The 23,486-nt window shown below is 73.7% G+C and carries 19 protein-coding genes and 1 pseudogene; 13 read left to right on the top strand and 7 right to left on the bottom strand.

Going from position 1 to position 23,486, the window contains the following annotated elements:
* Positions 1-80 precede the first annotated feature (80 nt).
* A complete protein-coding gene (locus tag F8568_RS17210) occupies positions 81-842 on the top strand; it encodes a dienelactone hydrolase family protein (protein ID WP_151594559.1) in 762 nt (253 codons plus the stop codon).
* A gap of 440 nt (positions 843-1,282) precedes the next feature.
* On the opposite strand, the gene F8568_RS17205 is transcribed toward F8568_RS17210, so the two are convergent.
* Together F8568_RS17205 and F8568_RS17200 are read right to left on the bottom strand one after the other, a co-directional pair.
* Positions 1,283-1,606 (bottom strand): hypothetical protein, encoded by a 324-nt coding sequence (locus tag F8568_RS17205; protein ID WP_202125052.1) that lies wholly within the window; start codon positions 1,604-1,606, stop codon positions 1,283-1,285.
* Between the two features lie 78 nt (positions 1,607-1,684).
* The gene (locus tag F8568_RS17200) at positions 1,685-2,953 is read right to left on the bottom strand and encodes an HNH endonuclease signature motif containing protein (RefSeq protein WP_151594558.1); all 1,269 of its coding nucleotides are present in this window, start codon (positions 2,951-2,953) and stop codon (positions 1,685-1,687) included.
* Between the two features lie 565 nt (positions 2,954-3,518).
* Here F8568_RS17200 and F8568_RS17195 point away from each other — a divergent pair.
* From F8568_RS17195 to F8568_RS17185, 3 genes are read left to right on the top strand one after another with little or no spacing between them, the layout of a single operon-like run.
* Complete coding sequence (locus F8568_RS17195) at positions 3,519-4,232, top strand: NUDIX hydrolase (RefSeq protein ID WP_151594557.1); 714 nt, start codon at positions 3,519-3,521, stop codon at positions 4,230-4,232.
* A gap of 36 nt (positions 4,233-4,268) precedes the next feature.
* The gene (locus tag F8568_RS17190) at positions 4,269-5,225 is read left to right on the top strand and encodes an ATP-binding cassette domain-containing protein (RefSeq protein WP_151594556.1); all 957 of its coding nucleotides are present in this window, start codon (positions 4,269-4,271) and stop codon (positions 5,223-5,225) included.
* Entirely contained in the window at positions 5,222-5,998 is a 777-nt protein-coding gene (locus F8568_RS17185; RefSeq protein WP_151594555.1) for an ABC transporter permease, read from the top strand. Before F8568_RS17190 ends, F8568_RS17185 begins: the two co-directional genes overlap by 4 nt.
* On the opposite strand, the gene F8568_RS17180 is transcribed toward F8568_RS17185, so the two are convergent.
* The 4 genes from F8568_RS17180 to F8568_RS17165 all read right to left on the bottom strand — a co-directional run bounded on the left by F8568_RS17180 (position 5,976) and on the right by F8568_RS17165 (position 11,023).
* On the bottom strand, positions 5,976-9,158 hold the full coding sequence (locus F8568_RS17180; protein ID WP_328600923.1) for an ATP-binding protein: 3,183 nt from the start codon (positions 9,156-9,158) through the stop codon (positions 5,976-5,978). The two genes, F8568_RS17185 and F8568_RS17180, sit on opposite strands and share 23 nt — an antisense overlap.
* A gap of 76 nt (positions 9,159-9,234) precedes the next feature.
* Entirely contained in the window at positions 9,235-10,110 is an 876-nt protein-coding gene (locus F8568_RS17175; protein ID WP_151594554.1) for an HAD family hydrolase, read from the bottom strand.
* A gap of 10 nt (positions 10,111-10,120) precedes the next feature.
* The gene (locus F8568_RS17170; protein ID WP_151594553.1) at positions 10,121-10,324 is read right to left on the bottom strand and encodes a hypothetical protein; all 204 of its coding nucleotides are present in this window, start codon (positions 10,322-10,324) and stop codon (positions 10,121-10,123) included.
* A gap of 72 nt (positions 10,325-10,396) precedes the next feature.
* On the bottom strand, positions 10,397-11,023 hold the full coding sequence (locus F8568_RS17165) for a sigma-70 family RNA polymerase sigma factor (protein WP_151594552.1): 627 nt from the start codon (positions 11,021-11,023) through the stop codon (positions 10,397-10,399).
* A 194-nt stretch (positions 11,024-11,217) separates the two neighbouring features.
* On the opposite strand from F8568_RS17165, the gene F8568_RS17160 reads away from it, so the two are divergent.
* The 8 genes and pseudogenes from F8568_RS17160 to F8568_RS17125 all read left to right on the top strand — a co-directional run bounded on the left by F8568_RS17160 (position 11,218) and on the right by F8568_RS17125 (position 20,211).
* Positions 11,218-12,567, top strand: a complete 1,350-nt coding sequence (locus F8568_RS17160; RefSeq protein WP_151594551.1) for an antibiotic biosynthesis monooxygenase — start codon at positions 11,218-11,220, stop codon at positions 12,565-12,567.
* 2 nt (positions 12,568-12,569) lie between these two features.
* On the top strand, positions 12,570-12,845 hold the full coding sequence (locus F8568_RS17155; RefSeq protein WP_151594550.1) for a glutaredoxin family protein: 276 nt from the start codon (positions 12,570-12,572) through the stop codon (positions 12,843-12,845).
* A gap of 316 nt (positions 12,846-13,161) precedes the next feature.
* Entirely contained in the window at positions 13,162-13,905 is a 744-nt protein-coding gene (locus tag F8568_RS17150; protein ID WP_151594549.1) for a redox-sensing transcriptional repressor Rex, read from the top strand.
* A 174-nt stretch (positions 13,906-14,079) separates the two neighbouring features.
* A pseudogene (locus F8568_RS17145) lies at positions 14,080-15,381 on the top strand (glutamyl-tRNA reductase); the annotation flags it as partial.
* Between the two features lie 433 nt (positions 15,382-15,814).
* The gene (gene hemC / locus F8568_RS17140; protein ID WP_236008862.1) at positions 15,815-16,684 is read left to right on the top strand and encodes a hydroxymethylbilane synthase; all 870 of its coding nucleotides are present in this window, start codon (positions 15,815-15,817) and stop codon (positions 16,682-16,684) included.
* Positions 16,685-16,755: 71 nt separating this feature from the next.
* Positions 16,756-18,348, top strand: coding sequence for a bifunctional uroporphyrinogen-III C-methyltransferase/uroporphyrinogen-III synthase (locus F8568_RS17135; protein ID WP_328600932.1), 1,593 nt, complete (start codon positions 16,756-16,758; stop codon positions 18,346-18,348).
* A 51-nt stretch (positions 18,349-18,399) separates the two neighbouring features.
* On the top strand, positions 18,400-19,383 hold the full coding sequence (gene hemB / locus F8568_RS17130) for a porphobilinogen synthase (RefSeq protein WP_151594547.1): 984 nt from the start codon (positions 18,400-18,402) through the stop codon (positions 19,381-19,383).
* 189 nt (positions 19,384-19,572) lie between these two features.
* The gene (locus F8568_RS17125; RefSeq protein WP_151594661.1) at positions 19,573-20,211 is read left to right on the top strand and encodes a bifunctional DNA primase/polymerase; all 639 of its coding nucleotides are present in this window, start codon (positions 19,573-19,575) and stop codon (positions 20,209-20,211) included.
* A 71-nt stretch (positions 20,212-20,282) separates the two neighbouring features.
* On the opposite strand, the gene F8568_RS17120 is transcribed toward F8568_RS17125, so the two are convergent.
* The gene (locus F8568_RS17120; RefSeq protein ID WP_151594546.1) at positions 20,283-21,986 is read right to left on the bottom strand and encodes a serine/threonine protein kinase; all 1,704 of its coding nucleotides are present in this window, start codon (positions 21,984-21,986) and stop codon (positions 20,283-20,285) included.
* Positions 21,987-22,122: 136 nt separating this feature from the next.
* Between F8568_RS17120 and hemL the strand changes: the two genes are divergently transcribed.
* A complete protein-coding gene (hemL, locus tag F8568_RS17115; RefSeq protein WP_151594545.1) occupies positions 22,123-23,415 on the top strand; it encodes a glutamate-1-semialdehyde 2,1-aminomutase in 1,293 nt (430 codons plus the stop codon).
* Positions 23,416-23,486: the final 71 nt, after the last annotated feature.

Genomic DNA, 23,486 nt, shown 5'->3' with positions numbered 1-23,486 from the left:
CGACATCCGCCACTTCGCCGCCCGCCGCTAGGATCGTCGGGTTCGCGCCGCAAGCGCGCGGCCGGACGACGGGGGCTCCCTTGACGACCGAGATCACCGCGCACGAGGTCCAGGTCGACGTCGGCGGGCCCACGCCGATGAACGCCTACCTGGCCCGTCCGTCCGGCACCGGGCCGCACCCGCCGGTCCTCGTCTGCTCCGAACTGTGGGGCCTGACGGAGCCCGTCCGCGACATCGCCCGGCAGGTCGCCGCCCTCGGTTACGTCGCCATCGCACCGAACCTCTACCACCGCTCGGGCCCCGAGACCGCGTCCGGCTTCGCCGAGAACGACGCCAACCGCACCCGCGCCTTCGAGCTCCTCGGCTGCCTCACCCGCGACGACGTCGAAGCCGACCTCCGCGCCTGCGTCGCCCACGCCCGCGAGCACGGCGCCGCCGGAAAGACCGGCGTCCTCGGCTTCAGCCTCGGCGGCCACCTCGCCGTCTTCGCCGCCACCCGCCTCGACCTCGCCGCCGCCGCGATCTACTACCCCGGCTGGCTCCCCGTCGCCGGCACCGCCCTCAGCCGCCCGACTCCGCTGCTGGACGACGCCCCCGCCATCGCCGCCCGGGACGTCCGCACGCTGATGTTCTTCGCCGAACGCGACCACGTCATCGACGCGGCCCAGCGGGACCAGATCAGCGCCGCCCTGGAGTCCGCCGGCCTCCGCCACGAGGAGATCGTCTACCCGGGCGCGCAGCACGCCTTCTTCTTCTCAGGCCGCGAGCCCTACGACGAATCCGCCGCCCAGGACTCCTGGACCCGCGTCCGCACCCTCTTCGCGACCGAACTCACCCAGTAGCCCGCGCGCCTCTTGTTCACCGCTACAGCACTCCGCGTGGGGACGCTTCGCGGGGCTCAGGGCTCAGGGCTTGAGAGCTCCAAGATCAGGGCTGTAGGGCTCAGGGCTGAAGGGCTCAGGGATCGAGGATCGGCGCTTGGGGACTATACGGGGCATCGTCTTGGCGAGCCGGTGTTGCTTGCGTAGGGCGAAGAGGCGGTGGGGGCGGCGCTGGCGTACGGGGCCGCCTCTCAAAAGTCAAGGGCGCCTTCGGCGTCGCTTCGCGATGGACTTCGTCCACCCTTGACTTTCGAGCCTCTGCGGCCCCTGGGCAGGTGATGGGGGCAGGCTCCGCCTGCCCCGCCCTGGGTCGCGCCGCCCCCACCGTCCGCCCACGTAAGGGGCGACCGGGGAAGGGGGCGGGTCACCCAACCCGCACACGGCGTTCTGGTCGGGCGACGTCACGACTCATTCCGGCGGTGCATCGGCGGCCGATAGAGGATCTCGATGTACATGATCCGGGCGTCCACGACGTCCAGGATCAACATGCCTTCCGAGGGCGAGAGAGGAACGCACCGATAACCCGGGCCGTACGGCTCGTCCTCTGGATGATCCGCCGTCCGGATGCTCTGGCAGAAGTCATCGCCGCAGCCGCACTCTCCGACCAGCCGCAGATCCCACGCACAGATGGCCAACTCACGCTCTCCTTCGCTCTCGAGGAGGTCGGTCAGTTCGGCGATGAGGTCTGGGAAGACATCCCGAATAAGGGGGCGGTCCGGCTCCATGGGCGGAGGATAGCCGGAGCTACTGTCAGGACCCGGGCGTGCGTGTACCCCGTGTGGCGATGTGGTGTGAAGCGTTGATCAGGCGGCCCAGTCGAGGCCCGATGGTGGGCCGTTGGCGCCGGGTGGCCCAGTACTGATTGAGGTCCGGGCATCAGCTGGTGGCAGCAGCCGGTAGACGTAGCGCCCGTCTCGATCCTTGCTGATCTGGATCTGGTCGGGGCTGGTGTGCTTGAACCGGTTGTGCCATCCGCAGGTGAGGGCGAGCTGATCGATGTCGGTGGGGCTGTTGCCGAGTGCCCATCCGTGGACGTGGTCGACCTCGCACAGCGTTCTGGGGATTTCGCATTCCCGTACTGCGCAGGAGGGGTAGAGCGTCTCGAGGACTTGCCGCTGGGCCGGGCTCGCGAGTCGCTGCCTGTGCCCCAGGTAGAGCGGTGTGTGGCCGTGCCCGAGCAGCAGGGGTGAGACTCCGGCGGCGAGGGCGATGCGGCGGGCTTGGGCGGCGGGGATGGGGGTGCCGTCGGTGAGGCGGGCGGGGGCGTTGCCGCCGGTGAGGGTGTCCAGGTTGCAGATGACGGTGACCTTGGAGGCCTTGTGCCCGCCCGACAGCACACCGGACAGCGCCGCCGCCGTCCGCTCGGCCACGTCGCGGCGGTCGTTGGGCCCCGCAGGCTTGGCCAACGGCGCCAAAGTGCCGTCCCAGATCGCCGCGTCTTCGGGGTTCAGCCAGCCCTTCACATACCGGCCGCCGTCCAGTGACCGGGTCGTGGTCAGCCACGACTTGGCGTATCCGCGCTTGCTGACTTCGTCGGGTGCGTGTTCGGTGCCGTCGCGTTCGGCGATGACGTCGCGGATGCGGTGGCCGAACGCGGCGACCTTCCCGGCGGAGAAGCCCTGGTCGACGAAGCCGAGGAGGATTTCCTCGGCCTCCGCGCAATCGTGGTCGTCCAGCCGGGCAACGGCGTCGGTGATGGTCGTGGCGTATCCGAAGGACAGATCACCGGAAGCCAGCCGGGCGGAGACCTGGGGCACCCGATGCCGCTGCCGGGCGAGCGTGAGGCGCTCCTTGGCGCGGCTTTCGCGCATGCCGAGCCGAGACCGCAGCCAGGCCCGAGTGGAGGGATAACCCCACCGGGCCTGCTCCCCGGCGGCGTCCACCCGCCCGATGAATCCGGCCAGGACGCTTTCCTGCATATCGGACGCGGCGGCGAGAGCCTCGGTCAGCTCCAGGCAGGCAGCGGCTGATTCGGGCGCCTCTCGAGTAGCGAGTTCAGTGGCGATGGCAGAGAGCGCGTTCACCAATTGCATGGTGGACGCGGCCTCAAGATCGACCGTCACTGATTGCATATCTGAATACTAGCCGATGTGACCGACATTTGTGAGCGGAAAGCGGCATCGAGGGTAAGTATTTTGTTGCCTCGGGGGTGGGCCCGGTCGATCGGGTCGCCTTTTTTAAAGGCACAAAGAAATTCACTTGGCCGTTGGTTGTCTTCGTTGCTTACGTGGGTGGACGGTGGGGGCGGCGCGACCCGGGGCGGGGCAGGCGGAGCCTGCCCCCATCACCGGCCCCGTACGCCAGCGCCGCCCCCACCGCCTCTTCGCCCTATGGCCGACGCCTCAAATCCTCGAACCCGATCACTTGAGCTCCGAGTCCCGAACTCCGAGCCGCCAACTCCGAGCCGCTAGCTCCGAGTTCCGAGTTGCGAACTGCGAGGCGCGAGCTGTGAGAGTTGAGTATCGGTATGCGAACTCTGATCCGAAAATTTCAGCATCGTGCGCTTTTGAACTGAGTGCTTCTGTTTGCGTTCGGGCACCCTGAACTGCTTGGTCGATAGGTTTGGAAGCTCCACAGGCGGCCAGGGGCGAACTGCGGGGCTTGATGGGGGGCTCGGCGGCAACGAGCATGCTGTGCATGGAGACGGGCGGTTCGACCACACCGGCGGCCGGCGGCGAGCAGGGTGTTCCGCTGCGGATTCGGCGCACTGCGAGTTTTCGGCGGTGGTACGCCGCTCAGCGCGACGCGGGCAATGTGCTGCTCGGTGCCAGTCCGGTCTGGACGACTGCGGCGGGGAATGAGTCGGGCGCGGTGTTCTTCTGGGCGCTGCATGTGCGGATGCGTGTCGGAGCGGAGGACAGGGTCAAGGATAACGAGGTCGTCATTTCGCGGCCGGACGTGTCCGTGGTGGCTCTGTACCGTCCTGGGCCGTCGTTGGACGAGACAGTGGTCGTGCTGGTCCGGGAGTTCCGCAGTCCGGCGTCGACGTCCGACGGGTACGTCCATGAGCTGCCCGGCGGCTCGTCGCCGGGGGCTCCGGATCCGTTGGTGCAGGCGGTCGACGAGGTGGCGGAGGAGACGGGTCTGCGGGTCGATCCTCGGCGGTTCCGCGCGCACGGGAGCCGTCAGGTCGCGGCGACCGTGTCGGCGCATCATGCCTATTTGTTCTCGGTCGAGATCACCGATGGAGAGCTGGCCTGGCTGCGGGCGCGGCTGGACCGTCCGCTCGGGGTCGAGGCCGATTCGGAGCGGACGTGGGTGGAGATCGCGACGTACGGGGAGATCCGTGCGGCGCGGCTCGTCGACTGGGCCACGCTGGGCATGCTCGCGGAGGCGCTGAAACCGCGGTGAAAGCGGGCTGAAGGCGGGGGCGCGCACGGTCGGGGCATGACGATGAAACCGGCGCAGACGGCCATCGAGGTGGTCGGGCTGCGGAAGGCGTTCGGGGACAAGGTCGTGCTCGGCGGGCTCGACTTCGAGGTGCCCCGGGGAACGGTGTTCTCGCTGCTGGGGCCGAACGGGGCGGGCAAGACGACGGCGGTGCGGATCCTGTCCACGCTGATCGGCGCGGACGGCGGCGAGGCGCGGGTGGCGGGCCGCGACGTGGCGCGGGACCCGGACGGGGTGCGGCGCGCGATCGGCGTGACGGGCCAGTACTCGGCGGTGGACGGCCTGCTGACCGGCCGCGAGAACCTGATCCTGATGGCCGACCTGTACCGGCTCGGCCGCGTGGAGGGCCGCCGGCGCGCGGACGCGCTGCTGGAGCGGTTCGATCTGGTGGACGCGGGCGGCAAGCTCGCGTCCACTTATTCCGGCGGGATGCGGCGCAAGCTCGACATCGCGATGACCCTGGTCGGCGACCCGCAGATCATCTTCCTGGACGAGCCGACGACGGGCCTGGACCCGCGCAGCCGCCGGGCGATGTGGGACCTGGTCCGGGAGCTGGTGGCCGGCGGCGTGACGATCTTCCTGACGACCCAGTACCTGGAGGAGGCGGACCGGCTCGCGGACCGGATCGGCGTGCTGAACGGCGGCCGGCTGGTCGCGGAGGGCACGTCGGAGCAGCTCAAGCGGATGGTGCCGGGCGGCCACGTGGTGCTGCGGCTGGCCGGCCCGGACGGCCTGGACGCGGCGGCGCGGGCGCTGCCGGTGTCGGCGCGCGACGACGAGGCGCTGACGCTGCAGGTGCCGAGCGACGGCGGCGTCCGGTCGCTGCGGGCGCTGCTCGGCCGCCTGGAGGACGAGGCGATCGAGGTGGCGGAGTTCTCCGTCCACACCCCTGATCTGGACGATGTGTTCCTCGCGCTGACCGGGGACGGCGAGCGGAAGGCGGCCGTGCGATGACCGCGATCTCCCAGGTGGCGGCGGACTCGGCGACGATGCTGCGGCGCAATCTGCGGCACGCGCTGCGGTATCCGTCGCTGACGGTCAGTTCGATCATCACGCCGATCCTGTTCCTGCTGCTGTTCGTGGGCGTGTTCGGCAAGGCGCTCGGGAAGGGCGTCGGCGGCGTCGACTACATCGACTACGTGACGCCGGGGATCATCCTGATGGCGGTGGCGTCGGGCTGCATGGCGCCGTCCGTGGCGGTCGCGGTGGACATGACGGAGGGCGTCATCGCCCGGTTCCGCACGATGCCGATCGCGCGGTCGTCGCTGCTCACCGGGCATGTGGTGGGCAGCATGATGCAGACGCTGATCAGCCTGGTGCTGTCGGTGCTGGCGGCGGTCGCGATGGGGTACCGGCCGGACGCGGGGCTCGGCGGGTGGCTCGGCGCGGCGGGCCTGATGGTGCTGCTGACGTTCGCGCTGACCTGGTTCGCGGTGGCGCTGGGGCTGCTGGCGAAGGGCCCGGAGGGCGCGAGCAACTCGCCGCTGATCATCCAGTTCCTGCCGCTGCTCGGCAGCGCGATCGTCCCGCCGGACTCGATGCCGGCGGGGGTGCGGTGGTTCGCGCAGTACCAGCCGTTCACGCCGATGATCGAGGCGATGCGGAGGCTGCTGACGGGGCAGCCCGCGGGGCATGACGCGGCGGTCTCGGTCGCGTGGTGCGCGGGCGTCGCGGTGGTCGGCTACGTGTGGTCGAAGTGGCTGTTCAACCGCGGTCCGTCGCGCTGACCCAGGCGTCCAGTGCGGCGCGGGCGGCGGCCCGCAGCGCGTCCCGGTCGAGGCCGGCGTACTCCGACACCGCGTCGGCGTACGCCGGCCCGTCGGCGTCCCGGGCGGCGCGGCGGGCGGCGTCCGGCGCCATCGTCGGCTGGAACGTCCGGACGAAGGCGAGCCGGTCGGCCAGCGCGATGGTGCGGGCGGCGCGCGTCCGGTCCCCGCCGCGGGCGAGGTCGATCATGGCGAGGGCGAGCAGGATGCCGCCCTGGACGGGCAGGTCCATGAAGAACGCCGGGACGGGCAGCGGCGGGTCGGCGAGCAGCGCCGACAGCTTGGCGGGGAGCGCGGCGGCGATGTCCTCGACGAGGTCGAGCCGGCCGTGCCGGGCGTGCGCGACGACCGCGGCGACGTGCGACTCCAGCGTCCAGGGGTCGAAGGCCGGTTCGATGGACGGGTCGGTGTCGCGCTGCAGCCGGCCGATGGCCTCCCGCCACAGCCGCAGCCCCCGCGCGGTGTCGCCGCGGGCGAGCGCGACCTCCGCGCGGGCGCCGAGGTCGAAGGCGGCGGTGCCGTAGGACTCCTCGGGCCCGGAGACCTGGGACCGGTCGAGCCAGCGTTCCGCCTCGTCGTACCGGCCGAGGTGGAGGTTGACGCCCGCGATCGCCCACTGCAGCCCGAACACGTCGCGCCACCGGTACTGCTCCATCAGCCGGTGGGCCGCCATCAGGTGCGTCAGGGCGCGCTCGCTGTCGTCGACCTGCATGAGCAGCTCGCTGAGCCGGGCGTGGGCGGTCAGCCCGACCCAGGGGGTGACGGGCGCCTCGGCGGCCTTGAGCACGATCTCGGTGGCGGCGAGCGCCCCGTGCAGGTCGCCGGCCCGTTCGAGCACGTATCCGGCGACGACGTCGGCGATGCCGGCGAGCAGCGGTTCGCCGCCGGCGCGCAGCTCGTCGAGGGTGGTGGAGCCCTCGGCGAGGATTTCCGGCGCGGCCCGGACGACGAGCGCCATCGCGCCGCCGAGGGTGGCCGGCGAGGCCGGCGGGAGGCGGCGCAGCGCGACCAGCGCGCGCGTCGGCTGCGGGCCCTTCAGCACCAGCGAGATCATGGCGCAGATGGCGAGGGCCGCGCGGGCGGTGGCGATCTCCTCGTCCCGCTCCGGCCGGAACATGGTCAGCGCGCCCGCGGCCTCCCCGGCGAGCGCGGACAGCCGGGTGAAGGCGGACTCGATCGTCCAGAGCGCCCCGAGGACGGCGGTCACCGCGGCGAGCGACGGGCCGTCGCGGCGGGCGAGCGCGTGCCGCAGCGCCTGCTGGAGGTTGTCCTGCTCGTCCCGGACGAGCTCGATCGTCTCGAGCGGTTCGGCCGCGAACAGCCGCTCGTGGTGGGCGGTGCCGAACTCGCGCGCCCAGGCGAGCAGGCCGGTGACGGCGCGTCCGGTGTCGCCGGCCTCCTCGCGGTGCGCGGCGCTGAACTCGCGGACGCTCTCCAGCATCCGGAAGCGGGTCCCGGTTCCGGTGTCGGCCACGACGAGCAGCGACTGGTCGGCGAGGTCCTCCAGGACGTCCAGGACGTCGTCGCCGACGAGGTGGCGGGCGGCGCCGGCGGTGAACCCGCCGGGGAAGACCGACAGCGCCCGCATCGCGGCCCGGGACCGCGGCGCGAGCAGGTTCCAGCTCCAGTCGACGACCGCGTGCATGGTGCGGTGCCGGGCGGGGGCGTCGCGGGCGCCGCCGCGCAGCAGCGCGAACCGGTCGTCCAGGCGGCGGGCGATCTCCGCCACCGACATGATCCGCACCCGCGCCGCCGCCAGTTCCACGGCGAGCGGGAGGCCGTCCAGGTGGCGGCACAGCTCCCGCACCGTCGCGGCGGGCAGGTCGGCGTTCGGGCGGGCGGCGCGGGCGCGCTGCTCGAACAGCTCGGCGGCGGTCGCCTCGTCCAGTTCGGGCAGCGGGTACACCGACTCCGACGACAGTCCGAGCGGCGCCCGGCCGGTGGTGAGGACGCGCAGGTCGCGGGTCATGAAGACGAGCGCGCCGACGAGGTTCGCGGCGCGGGACACGACGTGCTCGCAGTTGTCGAGGACGAGCAGCGCCGGGCCGGGGCCGAGCGCGTCGGCGATCCCGGCGACGGGGTCGCCGGACCCGGCCGGCCGGGCGTGCGCGCCGCGCGTCCCGGCGGCCCCGAGGACGGACGCGACCTCGCCCGCCACGTCGCCGTCGGGCGCGACGCCCGCGAGCGGGACGACGTGCACGATCCGCTGCTCGGCCGCGCGGGCGACGGCGTGCGCGAGCCGGGTCTTGCCGAGGCCGCCCGTCCCGACGATCGAGGTGACGCGGGAGCCGCGCAGCAGGCGCTGGACGTTCGCGAGGTCGGCGTCGCGGCCGAGCAGCGGGTTCGGGTCGTGGACGATGCCGCGCCGGACGGCGGGCGCGCCGTCGAGGGCGGTCTCGAGCAGCAGGTCCTGGTGGACGGCCCGCAGTGCGGGACCGGGGTCGGTGCCGAGTTCGTCGCGCAGGTCGCGGCGGTACGACTCGTACCGGGCCAGCGCGGCGGACGGCCCGGCGGTCGCGGCCTCGCAGCGCAGCAGCTCGGTGAGGATCTCCTCGTCGTGCGGGTGCTCGGCGGCGAGCCCGGCGAGCGGGCCGGCGGCCTCCTCGCGGCGGCCGAGCCGGGACAGCGCCAGCGCGCGCGTCCGGACGAGGTCCCGGTAGGTCCGGGCGCGGTCGGCGCGCAGCAGCGGGAGCGGGCCGTCGCCGGAGGCGTCCGGTGGGCCGTCGAACAGCGCGAGCCCTTCCTCGGCGTGCGCGAGCGCGCCGGCGTGGTCGCCGTCGCGGGCGCGGCGGGCGCTCTCGGACGCGCGCGCCAGCACGGCGGACGCGTCCACCGCGGACTCGTCCAGTCCCAGCCGGTATCCGGACGGGGTGCTGGCGATGACGTCCGGGCCGAGCCGGGAGCGCGCCCGCGAGACGACGACCTGCAGCGCCTTGCCCGGGTTCTCCGGCCGCTCGTCCGGCCAGAGGCCCTCGACCAGCCGGTTCACGCTGAGGCCGGTGCGCGGTTCGGCCGCGAGAAGCGCGAGGAGGTCGCGCAGCCGGGCGCCGGTGACGTCGCGTCCGCGGCAGGCGACCCGCGACAGCAGCGCCAGCTCGACCTTCACCCGGGCGGTCCTCACACGGACAGCGTAGAGCGTGTCGCCCGAACTCGCGATAGGTCGCGAGTTGCGGGCGACTGCTCAGGTTCGTCCCGGTTCAGTTCGCGCGGTAGTGGCGGCGCAGCGCGATCCCGGCGGCGACGCCGCCCGCGAGCGCGCCGGCGCCGGCGGCGGCCGGCAGCGCGACCATCGTCACCTTCCGGCCCGTCCGGAAGTCGTGGATCGGCCAGCCGTGCAACTTGGCGTGCTCGCGCAGCGCCCCGTCCGGGTTGACGGCGTGCGGGTGCCCGACCGCCGTCAGCATCGGCAGGTCGTTGACCGAGTCGCTGTAGGCCGAGCAGCGCGCCAGGTCCAGCCCCTCGCGCGCGGCCAGCGCCCGGACCGCCTCCGCCTTCGCCGGCCCGTGCAGCAGGTTCCCGACGAGCCGCCCGGTGTAGACGCCGTCGCGGGTCTCGGCGACCGTGCCGAGCGCGCCGGTCAGCCCGAGCCGGTGCGCGATCGTCCGGGCCACCTCGACGGGCGTGGCGGTGACCAGCCACACCTGCTGCCCGGCGTCCAGGTGCTGGAGGGCGAGGGTGCGGGTGCCGTGCCAGATGCGGTCCGCCATCACCTCGTCGTAGATCTCCTCGGAGAGCCGGACGATCCCGGCGACCCGCTGCCCCGCGACGAACGCCAGCGCGGCCTCCTTGGCGCTGCCGATGTGCTCGGAGTTCTCCGTGCCGCGCAGCCGGAACGCGGCCTGGCCCCAGGCGAACATGGCCAGGTCCCGCATGGTGAACAGCTTGCGGGCGGCGAGGCCGCGCGCGAAGTAGTAGATGGACGCGCCGCGCATCATCGTGTTGTCGACGTCGAAGAACGCCGCCGCGGCGGGGTCCGGGTCGGGGAGCGGGTTCGGCTGCGTCGCCGCCGCGGCGGCCGCCTCCCCGGCGCTCACATGGTCCTCGGCCTTGCCGCGCTGCCAGAATCGCCGCATACGCCCGAGCCTAATCACTGCGCGCGTTCCGGCCGTCCTCCCGCGCCTCATTGCGATGGTCGTCACTGGCGTGCCCGGCGGCGGTCACCAGCCGTTCGCGCAGCATCGCGCGGAAGTGCGGGTCCGGGCTCGGTTCGGCGGACCCGGCCCGGCCGGTGCGCAGCCCGTCGAGCCGCCGGCCCGCCTCGGCCCTCTTGTCCTGCCTGCTTCCCACGCCCGCAAGAACGACCGGGCGGCGCGGCGGGTTACGGCCCGACCTTGACTGACAGATCGTCCAATAGGGGCGCTAGCTGTGCAGGTCGTCCGGGAGCATCCGGGCGAGCGAGCGGACGGCGCGGTACTGCAGCGCCTTGATCGCGCCCGACTTCTTGTCCATGATCAGCGCGGTCTCGGCCACCGACAGCCCGTGCATGAACCGCAGCACCACGCACTCCTGCTGCTCCGAGCCGAGCCGGCGGACCGCCGCGAGCAGCGTCCGGTGCGTCATCGCGTCCAGGACGGCCCGCTCGGGCCCCTCCTGCGGGGTCTCGGGCTCGACCGGTTCGGCCGTGCAGACCTCCAGCCGGTAGCGGCCCGACTTGAAGTGGTCCGCGACAAGGTTGCGGGCGATGGTCACCAGCCAGGCGCCGAAGTCCTTGCCCTGCCAGCGGAAGTCGCGGATCCGGCGGAGCGCGCGCAGGAACGTCTCGCTGGTGAGGTCCTCGGTAAGGGAGTGGACGCCGACCCGGTAGTAGACGTACCGGTAGACCAGCTCGACATAGTGGTCGTAGAGGGAGCCGAACGCCTCGGCGTCGCCCTCGCGGGCCCGCAAGACCAGCGCCTTGAGCACCTCGGCGCGGTCGGCGCCGGCGGCGGACTCCCGGGAACGCCGAGGAAGCGGGACGACCCGGGCTTCGAGGGCCAAGCTGCTCATGCAGTTCTCCTCGGGGCGTACGCGACCTCCGACGCGATCTGCCACTCTAGATACCGATCCGTACGGCAGGCAATGGGTCCGGGGACCTCCCCGGCCGCGGATCCGTGTGCCGCCGCACCGCGCCCCCGCCCGAGCGGGCTGCGGGGGACGGCGGTTACCTCTCATCGCCCGCCATCGGGCACCATGGGGACGCCATGGTCGATGCCCTCATCGCGTTCGTTGCGACCCTTGGTGCCCTCGCGGCCACCGGGTTGCTCGTCCAGCGCGCCTACAAGGACCGGCTGCTCTACCTCATCGCCTGGTCGTTCACCCAGGTCGGACTGACGCTCGCGCTGCTGTGCATGGCCATCGGCTTCATGGCCGGCTACAACGGCCTGTTCTTCCGCGTCATGGAGCTCGGCGCGGCGCTGATCGGACCGGTGTGGCTGGCCCTCGGGATGATCGAGCTGATCGCCCGGTACGTCCAGGTCCGGTTCGCCGCCTGGCTGTTCACGATCTCCTACACGGTCGTCGCGATCGTCATCCTGCTGGTCGACCCGCTCAAGGGCTCGCTGTCCAAGAGCCTGCCCAAGCCGAGCGACACCTACGACGCGCTGCCGCTGCTGCTCATCGACGGCGCGCACGTCGTCGCGGTGATCGCGCTGGTCGGCTGCACGGGCGTCACCGCCTACCTGGCGAGCAAGCGCGACCGCGAGGCCGGCGAGCTGCTCATCCCGGTCGCGCTCGTCGCGCTCGCCGGGGTGCTCGTCGTCAGCGGCACCCGCGGGTTCCTGCCCGCCCCGCTCGCGGTCATCGCGCTCGGCGGCGCCGCCGGCCTCGTCTGGTACGGCGCGATGCGCACCATCCCGGTGTACGACGAGGACGAGGGCTACGACGAGTACGGCGAGGAGTACGCCGACGAGCCCGCGACCGGTTACGAAGAGCAGGGCTACTCCGCGCCGGCCGAGCCCGTCCCGGCGCCGACGCCGCCCGCCGACCCGCGCCGCGGCGAGCTGCGCTTCCCCGACCCGGCGCCCGCCGAGGAGCTGCGCTTCCCCGACCCGCCCGCGCTGGAGTCCCCGGCGTCGGCGGCGTTCGACCCGTCCGCCTTCGGCCCGGACCCGGCCGGCCCGACCAGCGTCGACGGCCCGCCGGCCGTCCCCGAGCCGGCGCTGCCCGGCGGCGCCCTCGCCGGCCCGCTCGGCGCGCTCGGCCCGTCCGGGAACGGCCTGCCCGACGGGTGCGGCCAGATCACCGTCTACACGCTGCTGGACGGCCGCGAGCCCGCCTTCGACCGGCTCGCGGCGGAGCTGGTCCGGGCCGTCCGGTCCGCCGAGCCGGACACGCTGGTCTTCACCTGCCACGAGGTGGTGAACGGCCCCACCCAGCGGATCTTCTACCAGCTGTTCCGGGACGAGGCCGCGTTCGCGGTGCACCGCCGGCAGCCGCACCTGCAGCGGTTCCTCGCCGAGTCCCGGACGCACGTGCTGGCCACGAACGTGATCGAGCTGCGGCTCGGCGCGGCCAAGCTGCCGCTGCCCGCGCCGGACCACCAGGGGAGGTGAGCATGCCGTCCGGCAGAACGTCCGGCGACGTCCGGATCACGCTGCTCGGCAAGCCGGGCTGCCACCTGTGCGACGACGCCCGCGCGATCATCGAGCGCGTCGCGTCCGAGCTGGACGTGCCGTGGGACGAGCGGGACATCACCCGGTCCGAGGTGGACACCCGGGAGTACTGGGAGCAGATCCCGGTCACGCTGATCAACGGCGTCCAGCACGACTTCTGGCGGGTCGACGAGGACCGCCTGCGCGCCGCCATCGCCAAGGCCCGCGGCGCGTCCTGACCCGGTCCCGCCGGCGCCCGCCCGGGAGCCGGACCGTGGGCCCCGGATGTCTCGTCGGTCACACCGCGCCCCGGCGCGCCGGGCGTCCCGCCCGCGGGTGCGGTGGCGAAACGCGCTGCTGGGCGGGCTTTGTGCGGTGGTCCGCGCCCCGGCCGCCGCCTCCGCCGTCCGGGGGGCACTTTGTGCGCGTATTCACAAAGGCTTAACCTGATGGATAGCCCTGGGGCGGTCCGGCCGCGGCCGAGCGGTCCGGCCACGAGCCGGGGTGAGGGGTTCTCGGGCCCCGCCCCCAGCGTCGAGCCCCGAAGAGCAGGCCGTGACATCTCGACAGAACCGCAACCACCGCGACCGCGCGGACCGCGGCATCCCCGAAGCCACCGTCGCGCGCCTGCCCGTCTACCTGCGCGCCCTCACCGGGCTGCAGGAGCGCGGTGTGGCGACCGTCTCGTCCGAGGAGCTCGCGGCCGCGGCCGGGGTGAACTCGGCGAAGCTCCGCAAGGACCTGTCCCACCTCGGCTCCTACGGCACCCGCGGCGTCGGGTACGAGGTCGAGTACCTCGTCTACCAGATCTCACGTGAGCTCGGTCTCACCCAGGATTGGGTGGTCGCCATCATCGGTGTCGGTAACCTGGGCCGTGCATTGGCCGGATATGGCGGATTCGCGTCCCGCGGATTCCGGGTGGCCGGCCTGCTCGACGCCGACGAGGCGATCGTCGGCCAGGAGATCTCCGGCATGACCGTGGAGCACACCGACCGGCTCGAGGACGTGATCGCCGATCACGGGGTGTCGATCGCCGTGATCGCGACGCCGGCGGCCGCCGCCCAGGGGGTGTGCGACCGCGTCGTCGCCGCGGGGGTGACGAGCGTGCTGAACTTCGCGCCCGTCGTGCTGTCGGTGCCCGACGGCGTCGACGTGCGGAAGGTCGACCTGTCCATCGAGCTGCAGATCCTCGCGTTCCACGAGCAGCGCAAGGCCGGGGGGCCGGACGGCTACGCCCCCCTGGAGACCGGCGACGCCCCTCCCGGCGCCACGCAGTACGTAGAGGCGGTTGAAGCATGAGCGAGGCCAGGGCATGAGCGGGACCGAGCGGCTCGGCGTCGCCTGGACTGAGGAGCGGCGGGAGCGAGGGACGAGCGACTGGAGCGGCGAGGCCGTGGCGGTCGGCGGGGTCGGTTGGTCGGGGAGAGCAGAGCGGCGGCGAATGGAGCCGCTCAGGCCCGCGGGAGACAGGGCATGAGTGTGTTGGTGGTGGGGCTCAGCCATCGGAGCGCGCCCGTGCCGGTGCTGGAGCGGGCGGCGGTGACCGGGGACGACCTGGCGAAGCTGCTGCACGCGGTGCACGAGTCCGCGAACGTCGCGGAGACGGCGATCGTGTCGACGTGCAACCGGGTCGAGATCTACGCGGTGGTCGACAAGTTCCACGGCGGCGTCTCGGCGATCTCCGAGCTGCTCGCGCTGCACTCCGGCGTGCCCCTGGACGAGCTGTCCCGGCACCTGTACGTGCACTACGAGGAGCGGGCCGTCCAGCACGTGTTCGCGGTGGCGTGCGGGCTGGAGTCGATGGTCGTCGGCGAGGGCCAGATCCTCGGGCAGCTGCGGCAGGCGTTCCGGCTCGCGCAGGACGAGGGGACGCTCGGCCGCGACCTGCACGACGTGCTGCAGCAGGCGCTGCGGGTCGGCAAGCGCGCGCACGCCGAGACCGGCATCGACCAGGCGGGCGCGTCGCTGGTGAGCGTGGGCCTGGAGGTCGCCGCGCGGCACCTCGGGCCGCTGGACGGGGTGCGGGCGCTGGTGGTCGGCGCGGGGTCGATGAGCTCGCTGGCGGCGGCGACGCTGAGCCGGGCCGGGGCCGGCGAGGTCGTGGTCGCCAACCGCACGCACGCCAACGCCGTCCGGCTGGCGGAGTCGCTGGAGGTGCCGGCGCGCGCGGTGAAGCTGGCCGACCTGGACGCCGCGATCGCCGGCGCGGACCTGGTGGTGTCGTGCACGGGCGCGACGGGCCTGGTGCTGACGGCGCCGCAGGTGGCGGCGCAGGGCGTCGGGTCGGACGGCCGGGACCGGTTCTTCCTGGACCTGGCGCTCCCGCACGACGTGGACCCGGCCGTCGGCGCGCTGCCGGGGGTGCGGCTCGCCGGGCTGGACGAGCTGCGCACCGCGCAGGAGGCCGCGCGGGCGATCGGCCCGGAGGCGGTGGAGGCGGTCCGGCGGATCGTCCGGGACGAGGTCGAGGCGTTCCTCAGCGCGGCGCGCGCCGCCGCCGTCGCGCCGACCGTGGTCGCGCTGCGCACCAAGGCCGCCGCGGTCGTGGAGTCGGAGCTGACGCGGCTCGCGGGCCGGCTGCCGGAACTGGACGAGCGGGCCGTCAAGGAGATCCAGCAGACCGTCCGGCGGGTCGCCGACAAGCTGCTGCACGCGCCGACCGTCCGGGTGAAGGAGCTGGCGGCGGCGCCGGGCGGCGACTCCTACGCCGACGCGCTGCGCCGGCTGTTCGACCTGGACCCGAAGGCACCGGTGGCGGTCGCGCGCGCCGACATGCGCGCCGACGACGACGCGGCGGAGCCGGCGCCCGGGAGCGACTCTGCGCCCTGGAGCGGTTCCGCGCGTACGGTGGAAGGGACCCGTGCCGCCGGCGAGGCCGGTGGGGCGCGGGTCGCGGACGCGGCGAAGGCGGCGGAGGTCGCCCGGGTGACGCGGGCGGAGTGCGCCGAGGCCGACTGCGTGAGCAGTGCCCCCGAGGACCTCGCGGCGGCCTCGCCGGATGCCGCGGACGTCGGAGCCGTCGACGCCGGCACGGTGAACGCGCAGGCCGCGAGCGTCCGGGCGGTCAGCGCCCGGGGCTTGGCGCCGCGCGATGGAGAGCAGTCGTGAACGCGGGGGCCGTGGAGCGCGCCGCCCGCCCTACGGTCGGAGCAGCGCATTGAGTACCGCGGACAGGGGCCCGCTGCGGCTCGGCACCCGCAAGAGCCTGATGGCGATGACGCAGTCGCGGATGGTCGCGGACGCATTGACGGAGGCCACCGGGCATGCCGTGGAGCTCGTCGGGGTAACCACCGAAGGTGATGTCTCCAAGGCGCTGCTCGCCCAGATCGGCGGGACCGGTGTCTTCGTCAACGCGCTGCGCGACCGGCTGCTGGCCGGTGAGGTGGACTTCGCCGTGCACTCGCTGAAGGACCTGCCGACCGGGCCCGCGGAGGGGATCGCGCTCGCCGCGACCCCCGTCCGCGACGACCCGCGCGACGCCCTGTGCGGCCCCTGCAAGCTGGCGGACCTGCCGCGCGGCGCCCGCGTCGGCACCGGTTCGCCGCGCCGCGTCGCGCAGCTGCGCGCGATGCGCCCGGACCTGGACGTCGTCGCGATCCGCGGCAACGCCGACACGCGGTTGCGCAAGGTCGCCGACGGCGAGCTGGACGCGGTGGTGCTCGCGCACGCGGGGCTGCGCCGGATCGGCCGGCTGGACGCGGTCGCCGAGATCTTCGACCCCGACCAGATGCTGCCGGCGCCCGGGCAGGGCGCGCTCGCGCTCGAATGCCGCGCCGACCAGGCGGGCCTCCGTGCGCTGCTTGGAACGGTCGACGATCCCATGACCAGGGCCTGCGTGACCGCGGAGCGGACGGTGCTCGCCGTCCTGGAGGGCGGTTGCTCCGCGCCCGTGGGCACGTACGCTGCCGAAGTAGATGAAGAACTGCATCTGACCGCGACCGTCGCCGCGTTCGACGGGAGCCGGCAGATCAGGCTGTCCGCAAGCGGCCACCCGGACGACGCCGAGACGCTGGGGCGCGACCTCGCGCACCGGCTGCTCGCGCAGGGGGCCGACCAGTTGATGGGGGAGCGCGATTGAGCCCCGCTAGCCAGAGCCCCACCCGCCCGGGGACCGCCGGCCCGGGCGCCGCCGGACCGGCCGCCGGACCGATCACGGCCGGATCGACCACGGCCGGGCGGCCGAGCCGTACCGCCGACCCCGGCACGGTCGCGATCGTCGGGATGGGCCCGGGCGACCCGGGCCTGCTGACGCTGCGCGCCGCGGCCGAGCTGGAGCGCGCCGACACCGTCGTGGTCAGCCGCGCGCACTGCCCCGCCGGCGTCCTCGCGCACTGCCGCGCGGACGTGGAGATCCTCGACACCGCCGACGGCGACCCGGTGAAGCTCGCGTCGCGCGCCGCCAAGGCGGGCCGCCGCGTCGTCCGGCTGTTCCACGGCGACCCCGGCGTCGTCTGCGGGCTGGCCGCCGAGGGCGCCGCGCTGCGCAAGGCGGGGGTGCCGTTCGAGGTCGTCCCCGGCGTGTCCGCCGTGACCGGTGTGCCCGGCTATGCGGGCATCCCGCTGACCGACCCCGAGCACCGCGAGTTCCGCTTCGTCGACGCCTCCGGCGGCGGCGTCGACTGGGAGCGGTTCGCCGGGTCCGACGCGACCCTGGTGATCTTCGGTGCGGAGGGCGCCGTCGCCGACGTCGCCAAGGGCCTCGTCGCGGCCGGCCGTCCCGACTCGACGCCCGCCGCGATGACCAGCCTCGGCACCACCAGCGAGCAGGAGACCGTCGTCTCCACGCTGCAGAAGCTCGCGTCCGACACCAAGGGCATGGAGGCCCCCGCGATGATCATCGTGGGGGACGTGGTGTCCTGGCGCGACAAGCTGTCCTGGTTCGAGACCAAGGCGCTGTTCGGCTGGCGGGTGCTCGTCCCCCGCACCAAGGAGCAGGCCGCGTCGCTGTCGGACCAGCTCCGCGGGTACGGCGCCGTCCCCGACGAGGTCCCGACGATCTCCGTCGAGCCGCCGCGCACCCCGCAGCAGATGGACCGTGCCGTCAAGGGCCTCGTCACCGGACGCTACGAGTGGGTGGTGTTCACCTCCACCAACGCGGTCAAGGCCGTCCGGGAGAAGTTCGTCGCCTACGGCCTGGACGCCCGCGCGTTCGCCGGGCTGAAGGTCGCCGCCGTCGGCGAGCAGACCGCCGCCGCGCTCGTCGAGTTCGGCATCCACCCCGACCTGACCCCGTCCGGCCAGCAGTCCAGCGAGGGCCTCGCCGAGGTGTGGCCGCCCTACGACGAGGACCTCGACCCGATCAACCGGGTGCTGCTGCCGCGCGCCGACATCGCCACCGACACCCTCATCGCCAGGCTCACCGAGCTCGGCTGGGAGTGCGAGGACGTCACCGCCTACCGGACGGTCCGGGCCGCGCCGCCGCCCGCCCCGATCCGCGAGGCGATCAAGGGCGGCGGGTTCGACGCGGTGCTGTTCACCTCCTCGTCCACGGTGAAGAACCTGATCGGCATCGCCGGCAAGCCGCACAACGTGACGGTGATCGCGGTGATCGGCCCGCAGACCGCCAAGACCGCCGAGGAGTACGGGCTGCGCGTCGACGTGATGGCGCCGAAGCCGTCGGTATCGGCGCTCGCGGAGGCCCTCGCGGAGTACGGTGCCAAGCGGCGGGCGGCCCAGATCGAGGCCGGCGACCCGCTGCGCAAGCCCAGCCAGATGCGCCGGGGAGCCCGGCGCCGCAAGTAGCCGCTCGCTCACCGGGTGCCCGGCGCGGCCGGGCACCGGGAAAGAAGGATCATGTCCGCTCAGTTCCCCGTCGCGCGGCCCCGGCGGCTGCGGCGCACGCCCGCCATGCGCCGGATGGTCGCCGAGACCCGGCTCAGCCCCGCCGGGCTGGTGCTGCCGATGTTCGTCAAGGAGGGCATCTCCGAGCCGCAGCCGGTCGCCTCGATGCCGGGCGTCGTGCAGCACACCCGCGACAGCCTCCGCAAGGCCGCGCACGAGGCCGCCGAGGCCGGCGTTGGCGGGATCATCCTGTTCGGGATCCCCGCGGTGAAGGACGGCACCGGCTCCGCCGCCGACGACCCCGCCGGGATCGTCCAGCTGGCGCTGCGCGACCTCGCGTCCGACCTCGGCGACGCCACCGTGGTCATGACGGACCTGTGCCTGGACGAGTACACCGACCACGGGCACTGCGGCATCCTCACCGCCGGCGGCGAGATCGACAACGACGCCACGCTGGAGCGGTACGCCTCCATCGCCGTCGCTCAGGCCGCCGCCGGCGCGCAGGTGGTCGGCCCGTCCGGGATGATGGACGGCCAGGTCGGCGTGATCCGCGAGGCGCTCGACAAGGCCGGCTACACCGACATCGCGATCCTGGGCTACTCGGTGAAGTACGCCTCCGCCTACTACGGCCCGTTCCGCGACGCCGCCGAGTGCGCCCCCCAGTTCGGCGACCGCTCCACCCACCAGCAGGACCCCGCCAACGCCGACGAGTCGCTCCGCGAGGTGTTCCTCGACCTCGACGAGGGCGCCGACATGGTGATGGTGAAGCCCGCGGGCGCCTACCTCGACATCGTCCGCCGCGTCCGCGACGCCGTGGACGTCCCGGTGGTCGCCTACCAGGTCAGCGGCGAGTACGCGATGATCGAGGCCGCGGCGGAGAAGGGCTGGATCGACCGCGACCGCACCATCATGGAGTCGCTGCTCTCGATCCGCCGCGCGGGCGCCGACCTCACCCTCACCTACTGGGCCACGGAGGTCGCGAAGAAGCTCCGCTGACCCGAGCTCCGCTGACCCAAGCGGAGCCCCCGCGAACCCCGCGCGAGCGGTGGGGAAAACCTCCGATGATCATGGGCGGGTAGTCACTTAGGGTCGTTTCGGCGGGGGCGCCGTGTCCGGCCCGGCGCGGCGCGGGCATCATCGTCTATCAAGAACCCACGTTCGAGCTTGGCCATCGGGGGGGCGGAGATGCTGGCGGTCTCGGGTAACAGGCGGCAACGGGCGGCACGCGACCGGATGGCCTCGGCCGCCCTGGAGTACGCCGCGATGGGCTGGCCCTGCTTTCCGGGGGCGCATCCGCCCGCCGCCGGCGACCGGTCGTGCTCGTGCGACCGGATCGGCTGCCCCGACCCCGCCGCGCACCCGGTGTCGGCGACGTGGAAGCACCAGGCGTCCGCCGACCCGGACCGGATCCGGCGCTGGTGGTCGCAGCGGCCGCAGGCGAACATCATCCTGCCGACCGGCCGGGTCTTCGACGTGTTCGACGTCCCGGCCGCCGCGGGCGAGGCCGCCCTCGACCGGATCGGCCGCGAGGACCTGCCGGTCGGGCCCGTCGCGAGCCTCGGCGACGAGCGGCACCTGTTCTTCGTCGCGACCCGCGGCGCCCCCGCCGACGAGGACGAGTGGTGGTCCTGCCACCTCGACACCTCGCCGGAGACCGTGGCCGAGACCCCCGGGATGCGGTGGCACTGCCGCGACAGCTACGTGGTGGCGCCGCCGTCGGTGCTGGCGTCCGGCAAGGAGGCCGCCTGGGTACGGCCGCCGCGGGGCGAGCCGCTGCCCGACCCGCTGCGGCTCCTGGAGGTCCTCGCCGACAGCTGCGAGTGACCGGCCCGCCCGGCGATGAGCCCGCCGCGTGACGAGCCCGCCGGGCGACCGGCCGCGGGGCCGGCCCGGGGTCAGCGCGGCGCCTTGATCGCCCTGCGGCCCCAGGCGGAGTACGACGTCGTGATGATCTGGTTGCGGCCCTTCGCCGGCCCGGCCCGCAGCCACAGCTTGGACGGGCGGGACGAGCCGTCCAGCTTCAGCGCGAAGCTGATCTCCTGCACGCGGGTGGCGCGCGCCATCTCCGCGTACAGCGTGCCCGACCCGGGCGTCCGCGCGAGCGCCGCGACCGGCGCCTCGCCCTTGTACACTCCGCCGGACTCGGTCAGCGACGTGGCGGCGTTCAGCAGCGTCGTCACCGCGGACACCGAACCGCCGCGCCGCACCTGCTCCGCCAGCGCCGGATACCCGCGCCCGCCGGCGGGAGACGGCCGCCACTTCTTGCCCGCGCGCAGGTACACCCGGTCGCCGATCACCACGGCCTGCGCCCGCTTGCGGGTCTTGCCGGACCCCGACAGCGTCATCGAGTACGCCGGCTCCGCGCCCTTGACCAGGCCGAAGGTGCCCTGCGCGGCGCTCGGCGCGCCGCAGCAGCCGGTGCGGCGGTAGCTGAACCGGGCGCCGGGCGCCTGGTCGGTGGCCTGGACGATCCGCGCCGCGAGCTGCGCCGGGGCGACCCCGCCGGGCGGCGCGGACGGCTGCGGCGTGCTGCTCTGCGCGGGCGACGGGGTCGGCGGCGCCGCGTCGCCGCTGCTTTCGCCGCCCTTCACGAACACGATGCCGCCGACGACGGCGCCGGCGACGACGACCGCGGCGATGGCGGCCGCGATCCGCCGGTTGCTCGGACCGCTCGCGGGTGCCTGCCCGGTGGCGATCACCTGGTTGCGGCCGCTGCTGCGGGACGGCTTGGGCTTGGGCGGCTCGGGCTGCAGCGCGGCCTGCGCGGCGAGCTCGGTGAGCCGGCCGCGGCCCTGCGCCTCCCAGGACGGCCCGTACGCCGACACCGCGGCCTCTTCGAGGGCGCCGAGGTAGTCCGCGGCGGACTTCGGGCGCGACTCCGGGTCCTTCGCGAGGCCCTGGCCGATCAGCTCGCGCAGCGGCCCGGGGACCTCCTCCGCCGGGATCGGCGCCTCGCGGTGCAGCCGCGCCATGTTGCGCCCCGCGTACGGCGGGTGCCCGGTGAGGCACTCGAAGAAGATCGCGGTGGCCGCGTACAGGTCGGTGGCGACCGTCGCGGGCGACCCGTCCCACAGCTCCGGCGCGGCGTAGGCGGGGGCGAGCTGCGCCTCCGTGCCGGACGCGGCGGTCGCGAAGTCGGTGAGGCGCGCGTTGCCGTCGCCGTCGACGAGGACCGCCGACGGCCGGACCGCGCCGTGCACGACCTCGACGGCGTGCGCGGCGGCGAGCCCGAGCAGCGTCCCGCCGAGCATCGACAGGGCCGCGAGCGGGCCCGTGGGACCCTGCGCGGCCAGCACCCGGCGCAGCGCGACCCCGTCGACGTACTGCATGACGACCGCGGCGCCCTCGGGGGCCTCGACGAAGTCGTAGAGGTCGGCGACGTTCGGGTCCTCGAGCTGGGACAGTGTCCGCGCGGACGCGCGGAACCGCGCCATGAAGGCCTCGTCGGCGCGCAGCGCGCCGGCGAGGTACTTGATCGCGACCTTCGTGCTGGTCATGTCGTCGACCGCCAGCACCACCCGGCCCGCGGCGCCGTCGCCCAGTTCCCGCTCTTGGGTGAAGCCCGGGACCGTCCAGCCGTCAACCACGGTGAAAGCCATCCCTCCGATACGGCGGACGCCGGTGAGAATAACGGGCGCCTCCCGACCGGGCGCCGATGTCGTACTTGGTGGAATATCGGCCCGTACCCGGCGAGGTCAAGCACAGTCGCCGAACTGCAACTGAGAGACTGGAAACGTGACTGGAACCGATCGCTCCCAGCAGTTGTTCGAGCGTGCCGAAGGGCTCGTCCCCGGCGGCGTGAACTCACCGGTCCGCGCCTTCGGGGCGGTCGGCGGGACGCCGCGCTTCATCGCCTCGGCGCGCGGCCCGTACCTGACCGACGCCGACGGCAACGAGTACGTCGACCTGATCTGCTCGTGGGGCCCGATGATCCTCGGGCACGCGCACCCGGACGTGGTGGCGGCGGTGCGGGAGGCGGCGGGGCGCGGCACGTCCTACGGGGCGCCGACGCCCGGCGAGGTCGAGCTGGCCGAGGAGATCGTCGCGCGGGCGCCGGTGGAGAAGGTCCGGCTGGTCAACTCGGGGACCGAGGCGACGATGTCGGCGATCCGGCTGGCGCGCGGCTTCACCTCCCGTCCGAAGATCGTGAAGTTCGCGGGCTGCTACCACGGGCACGTCGACGCGCTGCTGGCCGCGGCCGGGTCGGGGGTGGCGACGTTCGCGCTGCCCGACACCCCCGGCGTGACCGGCGCGACCACGGCCGACACGATCGTGCTGCCGTACAACGACGTCGCGGCGGTGGAGACGGCGTTCGACGAGCACGGCCACGAGATCGCCTGCGTGATCGCGGAGGCGGTGCCGTGCAACATGGGCGTCGTCCCGCCGCTGAACGGCTTCAACGCCCTGCTGAAGCGGCTGTGCGAGCGCTACGGGGCGCTGCTGGTGCTGGACGAGGTACTGACCGGGTTCCGGGCGTCGCGGTCCGGCTGGTACGGGATCGAGGGCGTCGCGGCGGACCTGGTGACGTTCGGGAAGGTCATGGGCGGCGGGCTGCCCGCCGCGGCGTTCGGCGGCCGCGCCGAGATCATGGACCGGCTCGCGCCCGCCGGGCCCGTCTACCAGGCGGGCACCCTGTCGGGGAACCCGCTCGCGACCGCCGCCGGGCTGGCGACGCTGCGCGGCGCGACCGACGAGGTGTACGCGGCGATCGACCGGGCCGCCGGGATCGTGTCGAAGGCCGCGTCGGAGGCCCTGGCGAAGGAGGGCGTCCCGCACTCGCTGCAGAACGCCGGCAGCCTCTTCTCGATCTTCTTCACCGACGGCGTGGTCGGCGACTTCGCCGCCGCGCAGCGCCAGGACGTCAAGGCGTACGCGGCGTTCTTCCACGCCGCGCTCGACCGCGGCGTCTACCTGCCGCCGTCGGCGTACGAGGTGTGGTTCCTGTCGGCCGCCCACGACGACGAGGCGATCGGCCGCATCCTCGACGCCCTCCCGCACGCCGCCCGCGCCGCCGCCCAGGCCTCCTGACCCCCGTCGACTTGTGGCGGGGGGGGGGGTTGGGGAGGCGCGCAAACCCCCCCACCCCCCAATAAACCGGT

Origin of the sequence: Actinomadura physcomitrii (genome assembly GCF_008923205.2) — a bacterium.
In the GTDB taxonomy this organism is placed as follows: domain Bacteria; phylum Actinomycetota; class Actinomycetes; order Streptosporangiales; family Streptosporangiaceae; genus Spirillospora; species Spirillospora physcomitrii.
Note: the sequence above shows the minus strand (reverse complement) of the source record. Positions and strands in the feature narration are given on the sequence as shown.